The 20,418-nt window shown below is 70.1% G+C and carries 22 protein-coding genes; 9 read left to right on the forward strand and 13 right to left on the reverse strand.

The genetic code is table 11. From position 1 onward, the window contains the following. Nucleotides 1–17: 17 nt before the first annotated feature. Nucleotides 18–935, reverse strand: a complete 918-nt coding sequence (locus AC1DSA_RS22735; protein WP_477893175.1) for an NAD(P)-dependent oxidoreductase — start codon at nt 933–935, stop codon at nt 18–20. Between the two features lie 274 nt (nt 936–1,209). Between AC1DSA_RS22735 and AC1DSA_RS22740 the strand changes: the two genes are divergently transcribed. From AC1DSA_RS22740 to AC1DSA_RS22765, 6 genes are all read left to right on the forward strand, one after another. Continuing rightward, complete coding sequence (locus AC1DSA_RS22740) at nt 1,210–2,340, forward strand: AI-2E family transporter (protein ID WP_477893176.1); 1,131 nt, start codon at nt 1,210–1,212, stop codon at nt 2,338–2,340. Between the two features lie 4 nt (nt 2,341–2,344). Continuing rightward, the gene (locus tag AC1DSA_RS22745) at nt 2,345–3,904 is read left to right on the forward strand and encodes an efflux transporter outer membrane subunit (RefSeq protein ID WP_477893177.1); all 1,560 of its coding nucleotides are present in this window, start codon (nt 2,345–2,347) and stop codon (nt 3,902–3,904) included. Beyond that, on the forward strand, nt 3,901–5,052 hold the full coding sequence (locus AC1DSA_RS22750; RefSeq protein WP_477893178.1) for an HlyD family secretion protein: 1,152 nt from the start codon (nt 3,901–3,903) through the stop codon (nt 5,050–5,052). The genes AC1DSA_RS22745 and AC1DSA_RS22750 overlap by 4 nt, the downstream gene beginning before the upstream one ends. Nucleotides 5,053–5,061: 9 nt before the next feature. After that, entirely contained in the window at nt 5,062–6,105 is a 1,044-nt protein-coding gene (locus AC1DSA_RS22755; protein WP_477893179.1) for a DUF2955 domain-containing protein, read from the forward strand. Beyond that, nucleotides 6,102–6,557: an ion channel gene (locus tag AC1DSA_RS22760; RefSeq protein WP_477893180.1), complete on the forward strand. Its 456-nt coding sequence runs from the start codon at nt 6,102–6,104 to the stop codon at nt 6,555–6,557. The genes AC1DSA_RS22755 and AC1DSA_RS22760 overlap by 4 nt, the downstream gene beginning before the upstream one ends. An 87-nt stretch (nt 6,558–6,644) precedes the next feature. Beyond that, on the forward strand, nt 6,645–7,922 hold the full coding sequence (locus tag AC1DSA_RS22765) for an alpha-hydroxy acid oxidase (protein ID WP_477893181.1): 1,278 nt from the start codon (nt 6,645–6,647) through the stop codon (nt 7,920–7,922). Here the strand turns inward: AC1DSA_RS22765 and AC1DSA_RS22770 are convergent. Next, nucleotides 7,900–8,589 carry a GntR family transcriptional regulator gene (locus tag AC1DSA_RS22770; RefSeq protein ID WP_477893182.1) on the reverse strand — a complete coding sequence of 230 codons (690 nt, stop codon included), beginning with the start codon at nt 8,587–8,589 and terminating at the stop codon, nt 7,900–7,902. The two genes, AC1DSA_RS22765 and AC1DSA_RS22770, sit on opposite strands and share 23 nt — an antisense overlap. 141 nt (nt 8,590–8,730) lie before the next feature. Here AC1DSA_RS22770 and AC1DSA_RS22775 point away from each other — a divergent pair, with 141 nt between their 5' ends. The 3 genes from AC1DSA_RS22775 to AC1DSA_RS22785 are packed head-to-tail and all read left to right on the forward strand — an operon-like array spanning nt 8,731 to nt 11,464. Continuing rightward, nucleotides 8,731–9,408 (forward strand): RraA family protein, encoded by a 678-nt coding sequence (locus AC1DSA_RS22775; protein ID WP_477893183.1) that lies wholly within the window; start codon nt 8,731–8,733, stop codon nt 9,406–9,408. Nucleotides 9,409–9,412: 4 nt separating this feature from the next. Next, nucleotides 9,413–10,444, forward strand: a complete 1,032-nt coding sequence (locus AC1DSA_RS22780) for a hydroxyacid dehydrogenase (protein WP_477893184.1) — start codon at nt 9,413–9,415, stop codon at nt 10,442–10,444. Nucleotides 10,445–10,474: 30 nt separating this feature from the next. After that, complete coding sequence (locus AC1DSA_RS22785; RefSeq protein WP_477893185.1) at nt 10,475–11,464, forward strand: tripartite tricarboxylate transporter substrate binding protein; 990 nt, start codon at nt 10,475–10,477, stop codon at nt 11,462–11,464. A gap of 60 nt (nt 11,465–11,524) precedes the next feature. Here the strand turns inward: AC1DSA_RS22785 and AC1DSA_RS22790 are convergent, their stop codons facing one another. From AC1DSA_RS22790 to hemN, 11 genes are all read right to left on the reverse strand, one after another. Further along, nucleotides 11,525–12,397, reverse strand: a complete 873-nt coding sequence (locus AC1DSA_RS22790) for a hypothetical protein (RefSeq protein ID WP_477893186.1) — start codon at nt 12,395–12,397, stop codon at nt 11,525–11,527. Nucleotides 12,398–12,463: 66 nt separating this feature from the next. Beyond that, nucleotides 12,464–13,420 (reverse strand): N-acetylmuramic acid 6-phosphate etherase, encoded by a 957-nt coding sequence (murQ, locus tag AC1DSA_RS22795; RefSeq protein WP_477893187.1) that lies wholly within the window; start codon nt 13,418–13,420, stop codon nt 12,464–12,466. Nucleotides 13,421–13,550: 130 nt separating this feature from the next. Then, nucleotides 13,551–13,979 (reverse strand): PaaI family thioesterase, encoded by a 429-nt coding sequence (locus AC1DSA_RS22800; RefSeq protein WP_477893188.1) that lies wholly within the window; start codon nt 13,977–13,979, stop codon nt 13,551–13,553. A gap of 132 nt (nt 13,980–14,111) precedes the next feature. Then, nucleotides 14,112–14,834, reverse strand: coding sequence for a sulfite exporter TauE/SafE family protein (locus tag AC1DSA_RS22805; protein ID WP_477893189.1), 723 nt, complete (start codon nt 14,832–14,834; stop codon nt 14,112–14,114). Between the two features lie 22 nt (nt 14,835–14,856). Beyond that, on the reverse strand, nt 14,857–15,261 hold the full coding sequence (locus tag AC1DSA_RS22810; RefSeq protein ID WP_477893190.1) for a VOC family protein: 405 nt from the start codon (nt 15,259–15,261) through the stop codon (nt 14,857–14,859). Nucleotides 15,262–15,272: 11 nt separating this feature from the next. Continuing rightward, on the reverse strand, nt 15,273–15,719 hold the full coding sequence (locus AC1DSA_RS22815) for an SRPBCC family protein (protein WP_477893191.1): 447 nt from the start codon (nt 15,717–15,719) through the stop codon (nt 15,273–15,275). Nucleotides 15,720–15,834: 115 nt separating this feature from the next. After that, the gene (locus tag AC1DSA_RS22820; RefSeq protein ID WP_477893192.1) at nt 15,835–16,305 is read right to left on the reverse strand and encodes a pyridoxamine 5'-phosphate oxidase family protein; all 471 of its coding nucleotides are present in this window, start codon (nt 16,303–16,305) and stop codon (nt 15,835–15,837) included. 60 nt (nt 16,306–16,365) lie between these two features. After that, complete coding sequence (gene cax / locus AC1DSA_RS22825; RefSeq protein ID WP_477893193.1) at nt 16,366–17,475, reverse strand: calcium/proton exchanger; 1,110 nt, start codon at nt 17,473–17,475, stop codon at nt 16,366–16,368. Nucleotides 17,476–17,594: 119 nt separating this feature from the next. Further along, a complete protein-coding gene (locus AC1DSA_RS22830) occupies nt 17,595–18,218 on the reverse strand; it encodes a hydrolase (protein ID WP_477893194.1) in 624 nt (207 codons plus the stop codon). A gap of 96 nt (nt 18,219–18,314) precedes the next feature. Further along, nucleotides 18,315–18,995, reverse strand: a complete 681-nt coding sequence (locus AC1DSA_RS22835; RefSeq protein WP_477893195.1) for a sulfite exporter TauE/SafE family protein — start codon at nt 18,993–18,995, stop codon at nt 18,315–18,317. A gap of 10 nt (nt 18,996–19,005) precedes the next feature. Beyond that, nucleotides 19,006–20,391, reverse strand: coding sequence for an oxygen-independent coproporphyrinogen III oxidase (gene hemN, locus AC1DSA_RS22840; RefSeq protein ID WP_477893217.1), 1,386 nt, complete (start codon nt 20,389–20,391; stop codon nt 19,006–19,008). Between the last annotated feature and the right edge of the window lie 27 nt (nt 20,392–20,418).

A 20,418-nucleotide genomic window follows, 5' to 3' on the forward strand; every position in this document is an offset into this window, starting at 1 on the left:
CCGTTGCGGCACGACGCTCAGCGTGCCGCCTTCTCCTGCACCAGCGCCCCCAGTGCGGCCCAGTCCAGGTCGCCGCGGCCGCCGTCGCACAGTTCACCGAGCAGCAGCTCGGCGACCGGCGCGGCCTGCAAGCTGGCGCCGCCCTGGCGCGCGGTCTCCAGCGCGATGCGCAGGTCCTTGCGCATCAGGCGGGCGCGGAAGCCCGGCTTGAAGTCACCGGCGATCACGCGCTCGCCGTGCTTTTCCAGCACGAAGCTGCGCGCCGTTCCGCCCAGCAGCACCTCGCGCATGACACGCGGATCGACGCCCTGCGAGGTCGCCAGCACGATCGCATCGGCAACGCCCAGCAGCGCGCCGGCGACGGCCACCTGGTTGCAGCACTTCACCGTCTGCCCTGCTCCCACCTCGCCGACGTGCGTGATGGCCTTGCAGAAAGCGCCCATCACGCCGCGGCAGGCATCGACGGCTGCCGCGGGTCCGCCGACCATGCAGGCCAGCGTGCCGCTTTCCGCGCCCTGCTGGCCGCCGCTGATGGGCGCGTCCAGCAAGGTGACGCCCTGCGCCGCCAGCCGTTGCGAGAAGCGCCGCTCGGAGCTGGCGGCGATGGTGCTGGTGTCGACCACGCAGCTGCCGGGCGCAAGACCCTGCGCCAGCCCCTGCGGGCCGAAGAGGACTTCCTCCACCGCCGCATCGTCCGACAGGCACAGGAACACCAGCGGGCAGGCCCGGCCCACGTCCGCCGCCGTGGCCGCGCGCTGCGCCCCGGCCTGCACCAGCCCAAGCGCCGCCTCGTCGCGCCGCGCGAACACGTGCAGCGCATAGCCCGCGCGTAGCAGGCAGTGCGCCATGCCGCTGCCCATGATGCCGAGGCCGATGAAGCCGACGTTCGTGTCCCTGCCGAAGGCCGGGGGAATGCCGGGAGCGGGACCAGCCATGGAGACTCCTTGACGTTGTGAATCGCACGCCGGGGCATGCCGTGCGACCCATTGTCCGCGCGCGGCGAGGCCGGACGACCTCAGACGCCGCCCAGAAAAGGGTTGACTGCCGCCAGGCCAAGTGCGACGCTCCGCTGAGCAATCGGCCTCATCCCATACAGAAGATTCGTACCCGCGTCGTCCGGCTGGCGAACCCCGAAGCACTGTAGTCGAGTGCCCGACGTCCCTCCGTCGTGTCTGGCGCGCCGCCATCGGCCGCGACAGGAGGATCAGCATGGACAAACCGACACGACTCGCTCCCGACCTCGACCAGCAGGTCGCTGGCCGCCTCCTCGACGTCCTCATTCGTGCCGGCCTGATCCTGGTCCTGGTGCTGTTGTGCTACCAGGTCTTCTCGCCCTTCGTCGTGCTGATGGAATGGGCGCTGATCCTGGCGGTGACGCTGTACCCCTTGCACCTGGCGCTGGCCGCGAAGCTGGGGGGCAGGCAGGGCTGGGCGGCCACGCTGATCGCCTTGATCGGCATCGCGCTGATCGTCGCGCCTGCGGCCGTGCTGGTGAACTCGATGGGCGACTCGGTGCAGCGGGCCGTCACCGGTGTGCAGGAGAACACGCTGCAGATTCCGCCGCCGAAGGCCAGCGTCGCCGAATGGCCCGTCATCGGCCCGAAGGTCCACGCCGCCTGGGAAGCCGCGCACAACGACCTGCCCGCGGCGGTCCAGAGCCTGCAGCCGAAGATCGGCGACGTGGCCAAGGCGGCGCTCGCGATGGTGGCCGGGATCGGGGCCGACATCCTGAAGTTCGTGGCGGCCTTCATCATCGCGGCCATCATCATGGCCTTTGGCGAGGCCGGCGATCGCGCCAGCAAGGCGATCTTCGCGCGCATCTTCGGCTACGAACGCGGTGAGGATCTCGCCGTCCTGTCGGTGGCGACCATCCGGGCCGTCGCCCAGGGGGTGATCGGCATCGCGTTCCTGCAGGCCATCGCCGTCGGCCTGAGCCTGCTGGTCGCAGGCGTGCCGCTGGCGGGAGTGCTGACGGCCATCGTGCTCGTGCTGGGCATCGCGCAGGTGCCGGCCCTGATCGTCACGCTGCCGGCCATCGGCTACATCTGGTGGACCGGCGAGTACAGCACTCTCGCGGCCACCGGCTATACGGTGCTGCTGCTCCTGGTCGGCATGATGGACAACGTGCTCAAGCCCCTGATGCTGGGCCGCGGCGTCGATGTGCCGATGCCGGTCATCCTGCTCGGCGCCCTGGGCGGCATGGCGACCGCCGGCATCCTCGGCCTGTTCGTCGGTGCAACGCTGCTGGCGCTGGGCTACAAGGTCTTCATGAGCTGGGTGGCAGCCAACCCGGATGTCAAACGTGCGGGGAGCGCCACCGACAGGCCCGCAGCCGACTGACACCGTGCCCGCGGCACGCACGCGCCGGACGGCCCGCGCACCAGCGCTGCTCGCACCACTGGTGCTGTGCGCCTGCACGACGCTGGGCCCGGACTTCACGCGGCCGACCGTGCCCTGGCTGGAGGGATGGACCGGCGGCGCGCTGCAGACGGTGGTGGACACGCCGTCGTCACGCAGCGCCGGGCAGCACGACGACGCGTGGTGGCGGCAATTCAACGACCCCGTGCTCGACCAACTGGTGGCCGAGGCGCAGCGGGCGAACCCCGGCGTGCGCACCGCCGGGCTGCGCATCCTGGAGGCGCGTGCCCAGCTCGGCATCGCAGGCAGCGCGCTGTACCCGCAGTTGCAGCAGGCGACAGGCTCGGTCGTGCGCACGGGCAGCCGCGAGTCGGGCGGCAGCAGCACCGGCCTCTGGGCCGCCAGCGCCGGCTTCGACCTGGCGTGGGAGCTGGACTTCTGGGGCAAGTTCAAGCGCGGCATCGAGTCGGCCAATGCCGCGTACTTCGCCGGCATCGCGCAATACGACGACCTCCAGGTCCTCGTGGCGGCGCAGGCGGCCAGCTTCTATGCGTCCATCCGCACCACCGAATTGCGGCTTCGCATCGTGCAGGAGAACGCCGCGATCCAGAAGCGCAGCCTGGAGATCACCGAACGCCTGTTCCGCAGCGGCGTCGAATCCGAACTCGACGTGCAACAGGCCCGTTCGCAGTACCTGAGCACCCTGGCCTCCATCCCCGAGCTGCGCAGCAACCTGCGCCAGACCCACAACGCATTGAGCGTGCTGCTGGCACGTCCGCCCGGTGAGCTGCCCGAGTTGAGCAGCGGAGCCGAAAAAATTCCAGAGGTGGCGTTGCACCTGGTCGCCGACATGCCGGCGGACCTGTTGCGGCGCAGGCCCGACGTGCGTGCCGCCGAATTGCAGCTGGCGGCACAGTCGGCGCAGATCGGCGTCAGCAAGGCGGCGCTCTACCCGTCCATCGCGCTGACCGGATCGCTCGGCCTGTCGGCCACCTCGCTGGCATCGACGCCCACCCGGCTCGACTGGGTCCTCGGCCCGGCGCTCGTGTGGAACGTGTTCGACCATGGCCGGCTCGAAAACCAGGTGCTGGTGCAGGATGCACGCTTCCAGCAGTTGTACGAGCAGTACCAGGACACCGTGTTGCGCGCCGCGCGGGAGCTGGACGACGCAGCGACGAACTTCGCGTACAGCCGCGCGCAGATCGACGTCCTGCGCGACGCGGCGCAGGCGGCACGCCGTTCGCTCGACATCGCCACCATCCAGTACCGCGAGGGGCTGGTCGATTTCCAGCGGGTGCTCGATTCGCAACGTTCCCTGTTCAGCCAGCAGGAACGCCTGGTGATCACCCAGGGCAGCGTGGTGCAGTACCTGATCGCCGTGTACAAGGCCATGGGCGGTGGCTGGCAGGCGGGCCGTTCCAGGCCCCTGCTGGACGACGCGACCCGCGAGACGCTGAACACGCGCAGCGACTGGAACCAGCTGCTGGATGCGCCGCTGCCACCCGCTTCGACCGAGTTCCTGCCGAACTCCCCGCCCGCCCCATGACGAAGCACACCGCCACTGCCGCGACGCCCGCAGCTCCCCCCGTAGCTCCGCCCGCAGCTCCGCCCGCAGACCGGTCCGGCCCCGGCGCCCGCCTGGGTGGCATCGTGATCGCACTGCTGATCGTCGCGAGCCTTCTCTTGTACTTCATCGGCGCCCGCCTGACGCCGAGCACCTCGCAGGCGCGCATCCAGGCCTTCGTCGTGCCGGTGGCAGCGGAAGTCGCCGGCAAGGTGATGGCCGTGCACGTTCGCAACAACGACGAAGTGCAGCCCGGCCAGCGGCTGTTCGACATCCACCCCGAGCCCTACCGGATCGCGCTGGCCCGTGCCCGTGCCGACCTCGAGTCCGTGCGCGGTTCGGTCAAGGCGTCGGTCGCCGGCGTCGCCTCGGCGCGGGCTTCGCTGGCGGCGGCGGAAGCCAACCACGACATGGCCCAGCGCGACGCCAGTCGCCTGGAGAAGCTGTACGAAGAGGACTCCGGAGCGATTTCGGTGCGCCGCCTGGAGACGGCCCAGTCGACGCGGGACGAGGCACGCAGCAAGGTTCACCGCGCCCAGGCCGACCTGCGCAAGGCGCAGGAGGCCGCGGGCGAAAGCGGCGAGGGCAATTCGGAATTGCGCAGCGCGATCGGGGCGGTGGAGAAGGCCGAACTGGACCTGGCGCGCACGCGCGTGCTGGCGCCGGCGCGCGGCGTGGTGACCGACCTGCGTACCGACGTCGGCCATTTCGCGCAGCCCGGCGCGCCCGTCATGACCCTGATCGCCATGCACGACCTGTGGATCAGCGCCGACCTGACCGAGAACAACATCGGCCACGTCATTCCTGGCAACGAGGTCGCGATCGTGCTCGACGCCATGCCGGGCGAAGTGCTGAAGGGACGCGTGCGCTCCCTCGGGCGCGGCGTCGGCAGCGGCCAGCAATCGGCGCCGGGATCGCTGCCGACGGTGGAGAACAGCCGCGACTGGTTGCGCCAGGCGCAGCGCATCCCGGTGGCGGTGGAGTTCGACCCCGCCGAGGTGCCCAGGCTGAAGGGGGCGCGGGTCGGTGGGCAGGCCGACGTGCTGGTCTACACCGGCGACCATTCGCTGATGAATCCGCTGGGCGCGCTCTACATGCGCGTGATCAGCTGGCTGTCCTACCTGTACTGAGGACCGGCCATGCACCCGCGCGACAAGGCGGCACTGCGACTGGCGATCGGCCTGGGACTGGCCACCTTCATCGCCTACGGGCTGGCGCTGCCGGTCCCGTACGTCGCTTGCGTGATGGCGGTGCTGGTGCTGTGCAAGCCGGGTCCGCCGCTGCCGCTGCTCAAGGCGGCTGTCGTCGCGCTCCTGTTCGCCGCGCTCGTGGCCGCCGGCATCCTGATGGTGCCGCTGCTGGAACACTACGCCTTCGCCGGCGTGCTGCTGACCGCGGTGCTGCTGTTCGCGCTGTTCTTCATCGGCCAGCTGCGCAAGCAGGCGCTGACCACGGTGCTGGTGCTCGCGTTCACCTTGATCCCCATCGCAGGCGTGGCCGAGCAGGGCCTGGTCAGCGTGCTGAGCGTGGCGCTCGGCGTCGGCCTGTTCGTGGGCGCGGTGGTCAGCGCGGTCTCCAACGCCCTCTTCCCCGACCCGCCGCGGCCTGCCGCGGCGGCGGACCTCGCTGCCGCACCCGATCGCGACGCGGCCCGCTGGATCGCCTTGCGCGGCACGCTGGTCGTCATGCCCGTGTTCGTGCTCGCGCTGACCAACCCGTCGCTCTACCTGGCGGCCATCATGAAGACGGTGGCGCTCGGCCAGCAGGCCGGCGAAACCCAGGCCCGCACGGCCGGGCGCGAGCTGGTCGGATCGACCCTGATGGGGGCCCTGATGGCCCTGGTTGCGTGGTTCGGCCTGTCGTTGTGGCCCAGCCTGTGGATGCTGGTGCTGTGGCTGATGGCCGCTGCGTTGTGGGCCGGCTCGGCCCTGTTCGGCGTCCGGCGCACGCGCTTTCGCCCGTCGTTCTGGAGCAATGCGCTGATCACCGCGCTGATTCTTTTCGGCCCGGCGATCGAAGACAGCGCGAGCGGCAAGAGTGTGCTCGCGGGCAGTGCGATGCGCCTCAGCTTGTTCGTAGGCGTCGCGTTCTACGCCTGGGCGACCGTGTGGGCCCTGGAACGATGGCGCGCCAGGCCGCCGCGGACGCCGACCGTCGAACTCTTGCAGAAGGAGACCCCATGACCGTCCAGAACCTCCTCATCGGCATGCCGATGATGGTGCTGTGCCTCATCGCCCAGACAGCCTCCCTGTTCTGGTCCGTGCGGTATTACGTGCGCCAGGCTATCGGCAACACGGGCAGACCGGGCTTCCTGGCCGGCATCCGGCCGCTGGTCATCTGCACGATCGTGATGATGACCGGCAACCTGGTGGAGATCGCGTTGTGGGGCTGGCTGTTCCTGTGGCTCGGCGAATTCCCGCGAGCCTATGAAGCGATGTACCACTCGGCGGTGAACTTCAGCTCGCTCGGCTACGGCGACATCGTCATGAGCCCCGAGCGCAGGCTGCTCGGGCCGCTGGAGGCGGTGAACGGCGTGCTGATGCTGGGCATGACCGCGGCGGCACTGATGGCGATCGTGCAGCACATGATCAAGTCCCAGCAGGACGCCATCCTGGCAGGGCGCGGCGGTCGCTAGCACCACCTTCCGATGCCGGCCAGGCATCAATGCAGGACCGACGATGTATTGGACGCAAGGACGACCCTGGCGGACACTCTCGCTCCCATGCAGATCGAATCCCCCGCCGGCGGCGCGTCAGCCGCGCCAGCTTCATCCGTCGGTACCGCGGCTGCGCATGCAGAGCCGCTGTGCACCACCAAGCCTCAGCCCATTGCCCTCCCCGCCCGCCTGGGCCACATCCTGTCCCTGGACGACTTCGAGCGCGCGGCACGCCGCCACCTGCCGGCGCCCCTGTTCGCCTACATCTCCGGCGCCGTGGAGCGCAACGACTCGCTGCGGGCCAACGCCGCCTCCTTCGCGCAGTACGAGTTCGTGCCGCGCATGCTGGTGGACATCTCGCAGCGCACGACGGCCACCACGCTGCTGGGCAAGCGCTGGTCCGCGCCCTTCGGCATCGCGCCCATGGGCATCACGGCGCTGTCCGCCTACCGCGGCGACCTGGTGCTCGCGCAGGCCGCGGCAGTGGAGAACGTGACTATGGTCATGAGCGGTTCCTCGCTGATCCGCATGGAGGAGATCGTCGCGGCCAATCCCGCGGCCTGGTTCCAGGCCTACCTGCCCGGCGACGAAGCCGGCATCGTCGCGCTGGTGCAGCGCGTGCAGGCCGCCGGCTACCGCACGCTGGTGGTCACGGTGGATGCCTCCATCGCCTCCAACCGCGAGAACAACATCCGGGCCGGCTTCTCGACGCCGCTGCGTCCCAGCCTGTCGCTGGCGTGGCAGGGCGTGACGCACCCGCGCTGGCTGTTCGGCACCTTCCTGCGCACGATCGCGCAGCACGGCATGCCGCACTTCGAGAACAATCACGCGCGGCGCGGCGCGCCCATCCTGTCGGCCAGCGTCGAACGCGACTTCTCCGACCGCGGGCACCTGAACTGGCAGCACTTCCGGATGATTCGACGCATGTGGTCGGGGCAGCTGGTGATCAAGGGCCTGCTGGACGTGCGCGACGCGCGCATCGCCGTGGCGGCCGGTGCCGACGGCATCATCGTCTCCAACCACGGTGGCCGCCAGCTCGATGGCACGGTGCCGCCCCTGCGCGTGCTGCCACAGATCGTGGGGGCCTGCCCCGAGGTGCCGGTGATGATCGACAGCGGCTTTCGCCGCGGCACCGACGTGCTCAAGGCCCTGGCGCTGGGGGCGAAGTTCGTGTTCGTCGGCCGCCCCTTCAACTACGCCGCCTCGGTGGCGGGCGAAGCCGGGGTGCGCAAGGCGGTCACGCTGCTGCGCGAGGAGGTCTCGCGCAACATGGCCATGCTGGGCGTGAACACCCTGGAGGAACTGGACGCGAGCTACCTGCTCAGGACGCAGCCCGGCGCTTGAGCGGCGCCGCGGCCCGCGCGGCGAACTCGCTGCGGCGCTGCTGGAAGCGGTGCGAGGCGACCCGCAGGTGCAGCTGCATCACCTGGCGCGCGAGATCGGCATCGCCCACGGCCACCGCCGCGGCCAGGTCCCGGTGGTGCTGCAGGCTCTGCGCCATGTCCTCCGGCGTGCTGATGAAGAAGGAGCGCGTCACCACCGGCATGTCGATCAGCGTGGACAGCAGGCTGCGCAGGCGAGGCGATCCGCTCGCGTCCATGATCGCGTGGTGGAACGCGGCGTTGATGTCCTGCGCCCGGGCCGCCAGGCCGCTGCCGCCCTTCGCGATCGCGGCCTCCATCTGGTCGTTCAGCTGCGCCAGCCGGCGCGCCAGCACGTCCCCGCCCCGCTGCGCGGCGAGCTCCGCCGCGTGCCCTTCCAGCAGGCTGCGCAGGTGGTAGGTCTCCTGGATGTCGGACTCGGTCCATTCCGCCACGCGCACGCCGCGTCCCACTTCGGCGGTGGCCAGCCCGTCCTGCACCAGCCGCTTGAGGGCGACGCGCACCGGCGTGCGGCTGATCGCCAGCTCGCGCGCGAGGTGCTCCTCCTTCAGCTGCGCGCCGGGGGCGTAGCTGCCGCCGATCAGTCGCTGCTTCAGGAGTTCGTAGGCCTTGTCCGAGGCTGCCGGCATCTTTGTTCCTGGATTGTTCTCTCTCGTCCGCCTTGCCTTGCCTGGTTTCCCCTGATACGGAGCAACGCACAAGGTCATTCAAGTTCGGATTGTTTTTTTATTGTACATTCCATCCGTTCATTCCCCAACCCGGACAACAGCATGGTCGGACTCCAGATCCTCAAGCGCACCCGCCAGGTGGATGCGCGCTACGTGCAGGCCTTCGCCGAGATTCCCGTCGCCAACGTGAGCGACTGCATGACGCGCATGACGGCCGGCGGCCCGCGCCTGCGCCCGATGCACGACGGCGCCCGCATGGGCGGTCCCGCCCTCACGGTGAAGTGCCGCCCCGGCGACAACCTGATGATCCACAAGGCGCTGGACCTGGCGCAGCCCGGCGACGTGATCGTCGTGGACGCAGGCGGCGACCTCACCAACTCGCTGTTCGGCGAGATCATGGTGAGCTACGCGGCCAGCCGCAAGCTGGGCGGCGTCGTGCTCAACGGCGCCGTGCGCGACATCGACTTCATCGCCGCGGGCAGCTTCCCGATCTACGCCGCGGGCGTCACGCACCGTGGCCCCTACAAGGACGGCCCGGGCGAGATCAACGTGCCGATCGCCATCGACGGCATGGTGATCCACGCCGGCGACCTGGTGCTCGGCGACGCCGACGGACTGCTGTGCGTGCCCTTCGAGGACTGCGAGCGGGTGCTGGCCGCCTCGCGCGAGAAAGTGGCGCAGGAGAAGGTGACGCTGGCCAATATCGCCGCCGGCAAGCACGACACCTCCTGGGTCGACGCGCGCCTGAAGGCGATCGGCTGCGACACGACGCCCCGCTGACGCCATGACCCAGTCACTGCGCGTGGTCCGCTCGGACCTTTGGATCAACCCGGCCTTCGACCAGGGACTGGCCGGCAAGCCCGGCCTGTCCCTGGCGATCTTCCCCGCTCGCAGCAATGCCGCCGCGGCGTGGGACCTGCTGGCCGCCGCCCACGTGTACCACGTGTCCGCGGCCAAGGACGAACTGCCGCGCGAGTGGTTCGTCGACGCGAAGCTGCTGGCGCGCTGCCCCAACCTGCTGTGCGTGTCGTCCTCGGGCGCGGGCTACGACACGGTGGACGTGCCCGCCTGCACCGCCGCGGGCGTCGCCGTGGTCAACCAGGCCGGCGGCAACGCCGACTCTGTGGCGGAACACACGCTGGCGATGATGCTCGCCACCTCGCGCCGCATGATCGAATGCGACCGCCGCATGCGCCGCGAGAACGGCTTCACGCGCGAGGACATCATGGGCCACGAGATGCGCGGCAAGACCATCGGCATCGTCGGCATCGGCGAGGTCGGCTCGCGGGTTGCGCGGCTGTCGCGCGCCTTCGGCCTGGACGTGATCGCCACCGACCCGTTCGTGTCGCCGGAGGAGATCGCCCGCCGCGGCGCCCGCGCCGTGGGACTGGACGAACTGCTGGCGCTCTCCGACATCGTGTCGCTGCACTGCCCGCGCGATCCCGGCACCTTGAAGATGATCGACGCCGCGGCCTTCGCCCGCATGAAGAAGGGCGCGATCTTCATCACCACCGCCCGCGGTGGCATCCACGACGAGTCGGCGCTGGTCGACGCGCTGCGCTCCGGCCACCTGTACGGGGCCGGCATCGACGTCTGGGACACCGAGCCGCCGCCGCTGGACCATCCGCTGCTGGCCATGGACAACGTGTTCGCCAGCTTCCACATCGCGGGCGTCACCCACGAGGCGCGCCGCAACGTGGCCGCCATCGCCGCGGAGCAGATCGCGGGCCTGGCAGCGGGCGTGCGTCCGCCGCGGCTGGTCAACCCCGAAGTCTGGCCTGCCTTCGAACAACGACGCGCCCGGCTCCTCGGCTGAAGCGCGGCACCCCCACCCCACGGAGACCCCATGCAGTTCCTTCCTTCCCTGCTGCGCAAGCTGCTGCCTTCCCTGCTGCTGTCGGCCGCCGCCGTGGCCGCGCCCGGCATCGCCCGCGCCGCCTACCCCGAGCAGCCGATCAAGATGATCGTGGCCTACGGCGCCGGCGGCGGCACCGACATCGTCGCGCGCGTGATGGCGCCCTACATCGCCAAGTACCTGGGCAACAACGCCAGCATCGTCGTGGTCAACCGGCCCGGCGCGGGTGGCGGCATCGGCTTTGCGGAAATCTCCAACGCGCCGGCCGACGGCTACACCATCGGCTTCATCAACACGCCCAACGTGCTGACCATCCCGATCGAGCGCAAGGCCAGCTTCCACTGGCAGGGCTTCGACCTGCTGGGCAACGTGATCGACGATCCCGGCAACTTCTCGGTGCATGCCGACAGCCCGATCAAGACCCTGAAGGACCTGGTCGCGTACGCCAAGGCGAACCCGGGCGCGGTGAGCTACGGCACCACGGGCATCGGCTCCGACGACCACCTCGCCGCGCTGATGTTCGAGCGCGCCGCCGGCGTGAAGCTGACGCACGTGCCCTTCAAGGGCGCGGCCGAAGTGCACAACGCGGTGGCCAGCAAGCAGGTCTTCATGGCGGCGATGAACATCGGCGAGGCGCTGCAGTACGCCAAGGGCGGCTCGCCGCTGCGCCAGCTCGGGCAGATGAGCACCAGCCGCACCAACCTCGCGCCCGCAATCCCCACCTTCAAGGAACAGGGCTACGACATCGTGATGGCCTCGCTGCGCGGCATCGCCGCGCCCAGGAACCTGCCGCCCGCGGTGCGCGAACAACTGGTCAACGCGGTGCAGAAGGCCGCCGCCGATCCGGAGTTCCAGGCCAAGGCGGCCAACTACTTCGCGCCGCTGCGCTACCTGGCGCCGGCCCGCTACGAAGTGGAACTGCGCGAGGCGGAGACTGGATTCCGCCAGCTGTGGAAGGACATGCCCTGGGGCGAGAAGTGAGTTTGCGCGCGGCCCCGTGCCCTGCTTGCGGGCAACACGAAGCCGCGGTCGGCCGGTGCCTTAGGAACGCGGTTTGCCCTGGCGCTGCAGGTCGTCGCGCTTGAACTTCAGATAGTTCGCCTCGGTGTAGTCATTCAGCTGCCGGGGATACTTTTGCGCCCCCGCGTGCCAGAGTGCCAGCTGCTTCTCGACATCGCCCGGAGCGGCCGTGTACGCGTCCACCGCGAGGAAGTAGCGCATCGCATTGCGCTCGATCAGCCCCAGCATGCCGTCGATGAACTCAGGCTCCCCGGCGCGGTTCTTCCCGACCACCGTGAATCCGACCTTGCCGCTGCCGAAGGTGGTGAGGTAGGCCTTGGACGCCAGGGTGCTCGAGCCGCTCTGGTCGTAGGCATAGCTGAAGTGGATGAAGGACTTGCCGTTGTCCAGCGGGATGCCCTGCAGCGAGATCCGGTAGTTGCTGGTGCCGTAGGGGCCCTTGCCCGAAGTCAGCGTGGTATCGAAGTATTCCGCGGTGGGAGCGCTGCCGCGGACGTCGAAGGTCAGGTCGGCGGCCTCGTCGACGGAAATGTCGTAGCGCCGCACCACGCCGAGCGTCACCGTCTGCTTCGCGTCGTCCGCGTGGCACTTGCGATTGTTCAGGTGCAGCATCAGCATCCCGCACCAGTGCGTGGGCGTGTCCAGCAGGCGGTTGACCTCCGCCAGGGGACGGTCCAGCACGCCGTACACCTCGCCTTTCAGGCCCTTCTCCGTTTCCGCCGAACTCAGGACGACCGGCCGGCCGAACGGGCTGTTCGCCAGGTTGGGAGTGATCTTTTCGTAGAACGCACGCAGTGCCGCAGCGCCTTCCTGCGCGGCGGCAGGAGCGGGCCACGCGACGCATGCGGCCGCCAGGGTTGCCGAGAGGACGGGAACGAGGGATCGCACGCGCATGGTTTCCTCCTGGACACGGGCCGGCGACGGCCGGCTGCCACAGGCGCACCATACACCCGGCGCCGGCTATTTCAACGAGGCGATGGAGCCTCCGACCTTGTCCAGCCGCTTGCGCGCCTCGTCCGCGTCCACGCCGTACCGCGCCATCACGATGGCGGTCTTCACGTGGCCGCCCGAGGCATCGAGCAATTGCGTGGCCGCCTCGCGCGTCACGCCCAGCGTGTCCATCAGGATTCGCTCGCCGCGGTCCTGCAGCTTCTCGCAGGTCACCTGCAGGTCCACCATCAGGTTGCCGAACACCTTGCCGGTGCGCACCATGGCGCCGGTGCTGATCGTGTTCAGGATCATCTTGGTGGCGGTGCCGGCCTTCATGCGGGTCGACCCGGTGACCACTTCGGGTCCCACCAGCGGCGCGATCACGACGTCGTGGGACTGCAGCAGTTCCTCCGACGGGTAGGTGCACAGCAGGAAACCGGTGCGCGCGCCCAGCGCGCGCGCGCGCTGCAGCGCCCCGTGCACGAAGGGCGTGGTGCCGGACGCGGCAATGCCCAGCACGAAATCCTTGCCGTCGACACTGCGCTCGTCCATCGCCGCGGCGCCTTCCTCCGGATGGTCCTCGGCGCCTTCCTGCGCCCGCAGCAGCGCCTCGTAGCCCCCGGCCATCACGCCCTGCACCAGGTCGGGATGGGTGCGGAAGGTCGGCGGCATCTCGGAGGCGTCCAGCACCCCCAGGCGTCCGGAGGTGCCGGCGCCCACGTAGATCAGCCGGCCGCCCTGGCCGAAGCAGTCCACCACGAGGTCGATGGCCCGCGCGATCTGCAGGCGCTCCTCGCTCACGGCGGCGGCGACCAAGCGGTCCTCGGCGTTGACCAGGTCGACGATCTCCAGCGACGACAGCTGGTCGATGCGCATGCTGCGCGGGTTGCGCTGCTCCGTCAGCCGCGCGTCGAGCGGCGGCCTGGCAGGGGTGGGCGACGGCTTGCGCGCGTCCATGGTGTTCGGTGCGGCCTTCACTTCAGGCATGAGGATGTCCCATGGTAGAGGTGATGCCATCCTCCCGCCACGAAAGGGGGATTCCTGTAGGAAGGGCCAGCGATCCCGTGTGGTATCCCCGCCGCAGAGCTCCGGCGTTGCCGGCGCCGCAACCGCTGGCTCAGCCGCCGGTGGCGCTGACTGGCGTCAGCAGCGTTTCACCGGTCGCCACCAGCTTCTCGCCCGCATCGGTCAGCGCGAACAGCTCGCAGGCGGTGAACACCTGCGTGCGGCCGGGCTTCACCACGCGCGCGCGGGCGATGAAGCGGTGGCCGACCGCGGGCCGCAGGCAGTTGACCGCGAAATGCGAAGCGAGCACGCGTCCCACCACCGTGACGGCGGCGAACCCGCAGGCCGTGTCGATCAGCGCGCCGACCAGGCCCGCGTGCAGGAATCCGGCGTACTGGCCCAGGTCCTCGCGCCAGTCCAGCGCGATTTCCGCATGGCCTTCGCCGGCGGCGAGCACCTCGATGCCGCACCAGCGGTTGAAGGCGGCGCTGGCATTGATGGCGCGGATCTGCGCGAGGGGGTCGGACGAGGCTTCGGGCATGGCGGTCTCCTTGGACCGCTGCAATCTAGGAGCGGCCGCGGCGCGCGCATGTCGTCGCGGCGACGCGCGGTCCCGCGGGCGACGCGGCGTCGCGGCAGCGACAGCCAGCAAGTCGGCGCGGCGCAGCGCGTCCTAGCGGAACGCCGCCCAGAGCAGCGACAGCCCCGAGCAGAACATCAGGCCGTCGATCAGCCAGCGGAACGCGCCCGGCGACAACGACAGCACGATCGCCCGCCCGGCGAACGATCCCGCCATCAGCGTCAGCCCCACGGTGAGTCCCTGCGCGATCACTTCCAGCGGCAGTGCGCCCAGCACCTGGAAGGTGCCCACCTTGGCCAGGTACACGCCGATCGAGCCGGCCGCTTCGGTGCCGAGGAAGGCGCCGCGCTCCAGGCCGTAGAAGGTGAACAGCGGAACGGTCAGCGGACCGGTGGAGACCACCAGGCCCGTGAGCAGGCCGAGCGGGCCGCCCAGCAGGGCGAGGTGCTTCAGCGACAGCTTGAGCTGGTGCTGCGCAAGCCAGCGCCGCAGCGGGATCAGAGACAGGAAGAAGAAGCCCAGCGCCAGCTCCGCCACCCCGGGCGGGATGGCCAGCAGCGTGCGCGCGCCGAGGATCGCGCCCGGCACCGCCGTGGAGCAGTAGGCGAGGCAGGCGCGCCAGTCGATCTCGCGCCGCCAGGCCAGCACCCGCCCCAGGTTGCCCAGGATGGCCGCCACCGCCATGATGGGCACGGCCTGGCGCGGACCGAACATGACGACCAGGATGGGCATGAGCACGAGGGAGGACCCGGTGCCGACGATGCCGCCCAGGGTGCCCGCCAGCAGCCCGGCGACGAGGACGAGGAGGTACTCCACGGGCCGGAGCTTACCCGCCAGCTCAACCGCCCGATCGCCCCTGCCCTTCGTCCCACACGTTGGCCTGCGTGGCGAAGTCCGCGCGCTGCGGTCGCACCACGCAGAAGCGTTGCCCAGTGGGCGCTTCCATCACCCACCAGCGCTTGACGAACTGCACGCGCACCGCGCCCAGCTTTTCCAGGCGCGCCACCTCGGCCTCGATGTCGTCGGTCTCGATGTCGATGTGCACGCGGCTCGGGTGCGAGACCGCCTGCACCAGCACGGTCGGCTGGTCGGGCGGCGCGGCGAAGACCCGGTAGGTCGCGTCCGCCGGATCGGCCAGCGGCCGCGCCGCCCAGCCCAGCGCCTGCGACCAGAACGCGGTGGCCGACGCGACGTCCTGCGTCTGGCAGTCGATCACGATGGTGCCCAGGCGGCTGCGGTGCATGCGGCCTCCGCTCAATCGGGAATGTCGGCCTGCACCAGTTGCGCCAGCAGCACCAGGGACTCCTGCCAGCCGAGGTAGCAGGCTTCGGCCGGGATCACGGCAGGGATGCCTTCCTGGGTGACGTTCATCTCGGTGCCGAAGGGCGTGTCGCGCAGGACCACCGTCGTGGTCATCTCGCCGGGCAGGTGGGGGTCGTCGAAGACGGACGTGTAGCGCAGGCGCTCTCCAGGCACCAGCTCGAGGTACTTGCCGCCGAAGGAGTGGCTGTGGCCGGTGCCGAAGTTGGTGAAGGACATGCGCCAGCTGCCGCCCACCTTCGCGTCCATCTGGTGGACCTTGCCGGTGAAGCCGTTCGGCGGCAGCCACTTGGCCATGGCGTCGCCGTCGAGGAAGGCGCGGTAGATGCGGTCGGGCTTGGCGCGCAGCATGCGGTGCAGGCGGACGGTGGTGGTGGTCATCGCGGGATCCTGTTCAAGCAGAGGACGGCCCTCTGCAGCCATGACGAAGGACGATGGACGGAATCGACAGCCGCCGCGGCGGGGGAAACCCTCGAGGCTGGGCGGCGGGACACAGCTAGCCGGCCATGAGCGCGGCGTAATCCGCCGCGGTGACGGACCAGGCCTGGGCAAAGCCGGCCACGAAGCGCAGCGAGCGCGGCGTGATCAGGACCAGCCAGAAGTCGCCGAAGCCGAACATTTCCTCGCTGTGCGGAAAGCGCGCCAGGTAGGCCTGCCGTGCGGCCGCGTAGTCCGCGGCGTCCTCCGGACACGGCTGCGCGACACCCTGCAGCGAGGCGCGCGGCTGCTCCTGCGGCAGCGCGTCCGGTGCGCGCGCACCGAGCACCATCACGCTCACGCCCGCATGCTCCTGCATGTCGCGCGTGTGGGTGGCCAGCTGGCTCACGTGGATCACCAGCCGGCCGTCGGCCAGCAATGCGTAGGGCACCATGGAAACGAAAGGCTCGCCGCGGTGCAGCGTGCCGAGCGCGGCGATGTCCTGGGTGCGCAGCAGCTGCTTGAGGCCCTGGGCCTGGTCGGGTGTCATCGGCGCGGTCCGGTCTTCATGCCCGGGCATTCTGCCGCGCCCGGCGCCCGGGCGCCATGGCTACACCTTGGGCGGCAGCAGGTACAGCGTGGTGGCGAAGGTCAGGTACACGGCGAGCACCAGCACGCCCAGGAACCAGGCGCTGCGGCCGCCGTTGCAGACCAGCGCGACGGTCAGGGTGGCGAGGAACATCATCGCCACCGCGCCCGTCCAGAACTCCAGCGTCATCGGCGTGGGGCCGAGGAAGTAGCTCGCGAGCACCAGCACGGGCGCCACGAACAGGGCGATCTGCGTGGCGCTGCCCAGCGCGATGCCGACGCTCAGGTCGAGCCGGTTCTTGCGCGCGGCGGAGAAGGCGGCCGTCATCTCGGCGGCGGCGCCCACCAGCGCAACGACCACGAAGCCGACGAACGCCGGCGTCATGCCCATGCCCTCCGCGGCCTCCTGCACCGAGGCGACGAAGATCTCGCTGACCAGCGCCACCAGCACGGTGACGCCGGCCAGCACCGCCAGCGCCAGCCCCATCGGCCAGGGCTCCTCCGCATGCGCGTCCGCCACCTCCTCGTGCTCGACCGAGCCGAAGAATTCCTTGTGGGTCTTCAGGGAGAACAGCAGGCCCAGCCCGTAGGTGACGATCAGCAGGATCGCCAGGCCCAGGCTCAGCTTGTGCAGGAAGGCCAGTCCCGCCGCGTCGAGGTCGGCCCGGCCGGCGACCACCGAGGGCACCAGCAAGGCGACGGTGGCCAGGAACAGCTGTCCCGCCTGCAGCCGGGCGCTGGCCGCGTTGAACTGCTGCGTGTGGTGCCGCATGCCGCCCAGCAGCAACGACGCGCCGAGCATGAACAGGCTGTTGGTGACGATGGCGCCGGCGATGGAGGCCTTCACCAGCGTGTACTGGCCGGCGCCCAGCGCCGTGAGCGCGATCACCAGCTCGGTCAGGTTGCCCAGCGTGGCATTCAGCAGCCCGCCGACGGCATCGCCGGTCTTCTCGGCCACCGCCTCGGTGGCGTGGCTCAGCAGGGCGGCCAGGGGGATGATCGCGAGGACGGAGAAGACGAACAGCAGCTGCCCGCTCGCGTGCAGCGCATGTTCCGCGACCATCACCACGGGTACGAACACCAGCAGCCAGAGCAGCGGGTTCCTGCGGATCTCGTGCCAGAGCAGCTTCATGCGTGTCCTTCCGTTCCGGCCGCACGCGCGGCCAGGTCATCCGTGGGAAAGGCAGTCTAGCCCGGGGCAGGCAGAAGCCGCCGGGCCCGGCACGCGGGGAATTGATCTTCGTCAGGCCCTCAGGCCTTCAGCGAACGCATGCGGCCGAAGTACTCCCGCATGACGGTCCGCAGGCGGTCGGCGCCCGCCCTGCCCCAGTCACGCTGCAGCTCGCAGGCCAGCCCGAGAACGCTGATGGGAATGGCGCCCGCCTGTGTCATGCGCTGCATGGCGGACTCGTGCGCCGTGCGGCTGACGCCGCCGATCGCGTCGGCCACCACGTAGACCTCGTAGCCCGCCGCCAGCGCATCGAGCGCCGGAAACGCGACGCACACCTCGGTCCACAGGCCGGCCAGGATCAGCTTGCGGCGTCCCGTGGCTTCCACCGCGGCGCGGAAGTCCGGGTCCTCCCAGGAATTCATCGTGGTGCGGTCGATCTCCGGCACGCCGGGAAGCACCTCGCGCAGTTCGGGATTGGTGCCGGTCATGCCGTGCTTCACGTACACGGTGCTCAGCACCACCGGCAGCGCGAAGATCGTCGCGACGCGTCCGAGCAGGGTCACGTGCGCCAGCAGCGACGCGTGGTCCACCGATCCCACGCCCGCGTACTGTTCGGGCTGGTAATCGATCAGCGCCAGCACGGCGTTCTGGGGCGTGATCAGGGCATCGGTATTCGGATCGCGGATGGGGGTGGTGTCGGCCATGGCGGGCTCCTTGTGCAGCGGGGGAAAGCGCCATTCTGGAGCTTGCGCCGCCGTGCCGGAAGCCGGTGCGCGGTCCAGCCCCGCCCCGCGCTCTCGTCAGGCCAGGCCGCACCACACCGCGATGCGGTGCGCCAGGTCCATCCACAACGCCCAGGCCGCCGTGAGGGCCAGCAGCCCGCCGGCGATGCGGGTGCCCCAGTCCTTGCGCAGGTTGTTGCCCAGGGCCTGCAGCTTGCACAGGGCCGAAGGGGCCAGGCCCAGCGAGATGCCGCTGCCGATGGCGAACAGGGCCATGCTGAGCGCGCCTTCCAGCGGCCCGCCGGAAAGTGATGCCACCAGCAGGGCGGAGTACAGCAGCCCGCAGGGCATGAAGGCCCACAGCGCACCGGTGGCGAGCAGGCCACCGCGGCGCTGCGCCATCGGGCGCACGCGCGACCACACGGTGCGGCCGGCCGACTCGACCCAGGCAGGCTGGCGCGCCTGGGCGAGCAGCACCAGCCCCCACAGCAGCACGGCCAGGTGGAACAGGGTCCAGACGGGCTGGAGCGCGGCGCTGTGCGAAGCGAGCCAGGCAAAGCCCTGCACGGCGAGCCCGGCGGCACCGCCGGCCAGGGCATAGCCGACCAGCCGGCCGCCCTGGAAGGTCCACATGCCGGCCGCGGGCTTGGCGCCCACGCCGCGGATCACGCCGCCGCAGGCCGCGCCGCACATGGCCACGCAGTGGGGTCCGCCCACCAGGCCCATGAGGAAAGCGGTGCCCGCGAGGGTGAGGGTCACGGAGGCCCCTTTAGATGATGCGGGAGAAGCGCGCGCGGTTGCGGTCGGCCTGCAGGTACTTGTCGAACTTCATGGCGACGGCTCGCACGAAGAACCAGCCCTGCGCGGTGACCTGGATGCCGGCATCGTCCATCACGACCATGCCCTGTTCCTCCAGCTCCTTCATCTGCTCCAGCTCGGCGGCGAAGTAGCTCTTGAAGTCCAGCAGCCAGGCGGTCTCGATCGATTCGAACACCAGCTGGCCCTGGCACATCAGGGCCATGATCACCGCGCGGCGCGCGAGGTCGTCGCGCGACAACGCCAGGCCGCGGACCACCGGCAGCTTGCCCTGGTCGAGGAGGTCGCAGTACTCCTCCATGGTCTTGGCGTTCTGGCTGTAGGTGGCGCCCACCTTGCCGATGGAGGAGACCCCCAGCGCGATCAGGTCGCAGTCGGCCTGCGTGCTGTAGCCCTGGAAGTTGCGGTGCAGGCGCCCCTGGCGCTTCGCCACGGCCAGTGCGTCGCCCGGCAAGGCGAAGTGGTCCATGCCGATGTACACATAGCCGGCGCTGATGAAGGCGGCCAGCGCCTGCGACAGCATGTTGATCTTGGCGCCCCCGCCGGGCAGCTCCACGGCGATGATGCGGCGCTGCGGCTTGAAGCGCTCGGGCAGGTGGGCGTAGCCATACAGCGCGATGCGGTCCGGGCGCAGCTGCGCGACCTGCGCCAGCGTGCGGGCGAAGGATTCCGGCGTCTGCCGCGGCAGCCCGTAGATCAGGTCCACGTTGACCGAGTCGAAGCCGATGCGGCGCGCGTCTTCCATCAGTGCCGCGACCTGCTCGAAGGGCTGCACGCGGTGCACCGCCTTCTGGACGTCGGGATCGAAGTCCTGCACCCCGTAGCTGATGCGGTTGAAGCCCAGGTCGGCCAGCACCTGCAGGCGTTCGCTGGTGACGGTGCGCGGGTCGATCTCGATCGAGCACTCGGCGCCCGGGGCGACGGCGAAATTGCGCCGCAGCATCGCCATCAGCTGGCGCAGTTCGTCGTCGGTCAGGAAGGTCGGCGAGCCGCCGCCCAGGTGCAGCTGGCTCACGGGCTGGCCGGTGCCCACCACCTCGGTGTGCAGTTCCACCTCGCGGCTCAGGTAGCGCAGGTAGGGCGCGGCGCGCTCGTGGTGCTTGGTGATGATCTTGTTGCAGGCGCAGTAGTAGCACAGCTGCTCGCAGAACGGGATGTGCACGTACAGCGACAGCGGCGTGGCGAGCACCGACGGGCCATCGCGGCGCTGCGCCAGGGCCTGGATGTAGTCGCCGGGGCCGAAGGCCTCGACGAAGCGGTCTGCCGTGGGATAGGACGTGTAGCGCGGTCCGGACACGTCGTACTTGCGCAGCAGGTCGGGGGTGATCTGGGCATTCATGTGGGGGGCTTCCATCGAGGCCTCATG

The sequence above is a fragment of the Ramlibacter sp. P4_H7 genome (assembly GCF_056400765.1).

Excerpts from the sequence above, each read along its gene's own strand:
- AC1DSA_RS22750 (WP_477893178.1), top strand. The coding sequence starts at position 3,901 with ATGACGAAGCACACCGCCACTGCCGCGACGCCCGCAGCTCCCCCCGTA.
- cax (WP_477893193.1), bottom strand. The coding sequence starts at position 17,475 with ATGAAGCTGCTCTGGCACGAGATCCGCAGGAACCCGCTGCTCTGGCTG.
- AC1DSA_RS22755 (WP_477893179.1), top strand. The coding sequence starts at position 5,062 with ATGCACCCGCGCGACAAGGCGGCACTGCGACTGGCGATCGGCCTGGGA.
- AC1DSA_RS22815 (WP_477893191.1), bottom strand. The coding sequence starts at position 15,719 with ATGACCACCACCACCGTCCGCCTGCACCGCATGCTGCGCGCCAAGCCC.
- AC1DSA_RS22770 (WP_477893182.1), bottom strand. The coding sequence starts at position 8,589 with ATGCCGGCAGCCTCGGACAAGGCCTACGAACTCCTGAAGCAGCGACTG.
- AC1DSA_RS22820 (WP_477893192.1), bottom strand. The coding sequence starts at position 16,305 with ATGACACCCGACCAGGCCCAGGGCCTCAAGCAGCTGCTGCGCACCCAG.
- AC1DSA_RS22735 (WP_477893175.1), bottom strand. The coding sequence starts at position 935 with ATGGCTGGTCCCGCTCCCGGCATTCCCCCGGCCTTCGGCAGGGACACG.
- AC1DSA_RS22800 (WP_477893188.1), bottom strand. The coding sequence starts at position 13,979 with ATGCCCGAAGCCTCGTCCGACCCCCTCGCGCAGATCCGCGCCATCAAT.
- AC1DSA_RS22790 (WP_477893186.1), bottom strand. The coding sequence starts at position 12,397 with ATGCGCGTGCGATCCCTCGTTCCCGTCCTCTCGGCAACCCTGGCGGCC.
- AC1DSA_RS22810 (WP_477893190.1), bottom strand. The coding sequence starts at position 15,261 with ATGCACCGCAGCCGCCTGGGCACCATCGTGATCGACTGCCAGACGCAG.
- hemN (WP_477893217.1), bottom strand. The coding sequence starts at position 20,391 with ATGAATGCCCAGATCACCCCCGACCTGCTGCGCAAGTACGACGTGTCC.
- AC1DSA_RS22780 (WP_477893184.1), top strand. The coding sequence starts at position 9,413 with ATGACCCAGTCACTGCGCGTGGTCCGCTCGGACCTTTGGATCAACCCG.
- AC1DSA_RS22740 (WP_477893176.1), top strand. The coding sequence starts at position 1,210 with ATGGACAAACCGACACGACTCGCTCCCGACCTCGACCAGCAGGTCGCT.
- AC1DSA_RS22830 (WP_477893194.1), bottom strand. The coding sequence starts at position 18,218 with ATGGCCGACACCACCCCCATCCGCGATCCGAATACCGATGCCCTGATC.
- AC1DSA_RS22765 (WP_477893181.1), top strand. The coding sequence starts at position 6,645 with ATGCAGATCGAATCCCCCGCCGGCGGCGCGTCAGCCGCGCCAGCTTCA.
- AC1DSA_RS22775 (WP_477893183.1), top strand. The coding sequence starts at position 8,731 with ATGGTCGGACTCCAGATCCTCAAGCGCACCCGCCAGGTGGATGCGCGC.
- AC1DSA_RS22785 (WP_477893185.1), top strand. The coding sequence starts at position 10,475 with ATGCAGTTCCTTCCTTCCCTGCTGCGCAAGCTGCTGCCTTCCCTGCTG.
- AC1DSA_RS22760 (WP_477893180.1), top strand. The coding sequence starts at position 6,102 with ATGACCGTCCAGAACCTCCTCATCGGCATGCCGATGATGGTGCTGTGC.
- murQ (WP_477893187.1), bottom strand. The coding sequence starts at position 13,420 with ATGCCTGAAGTGAAGGCCGCACCGAACACCATGGACGCGCGCAAGCCG.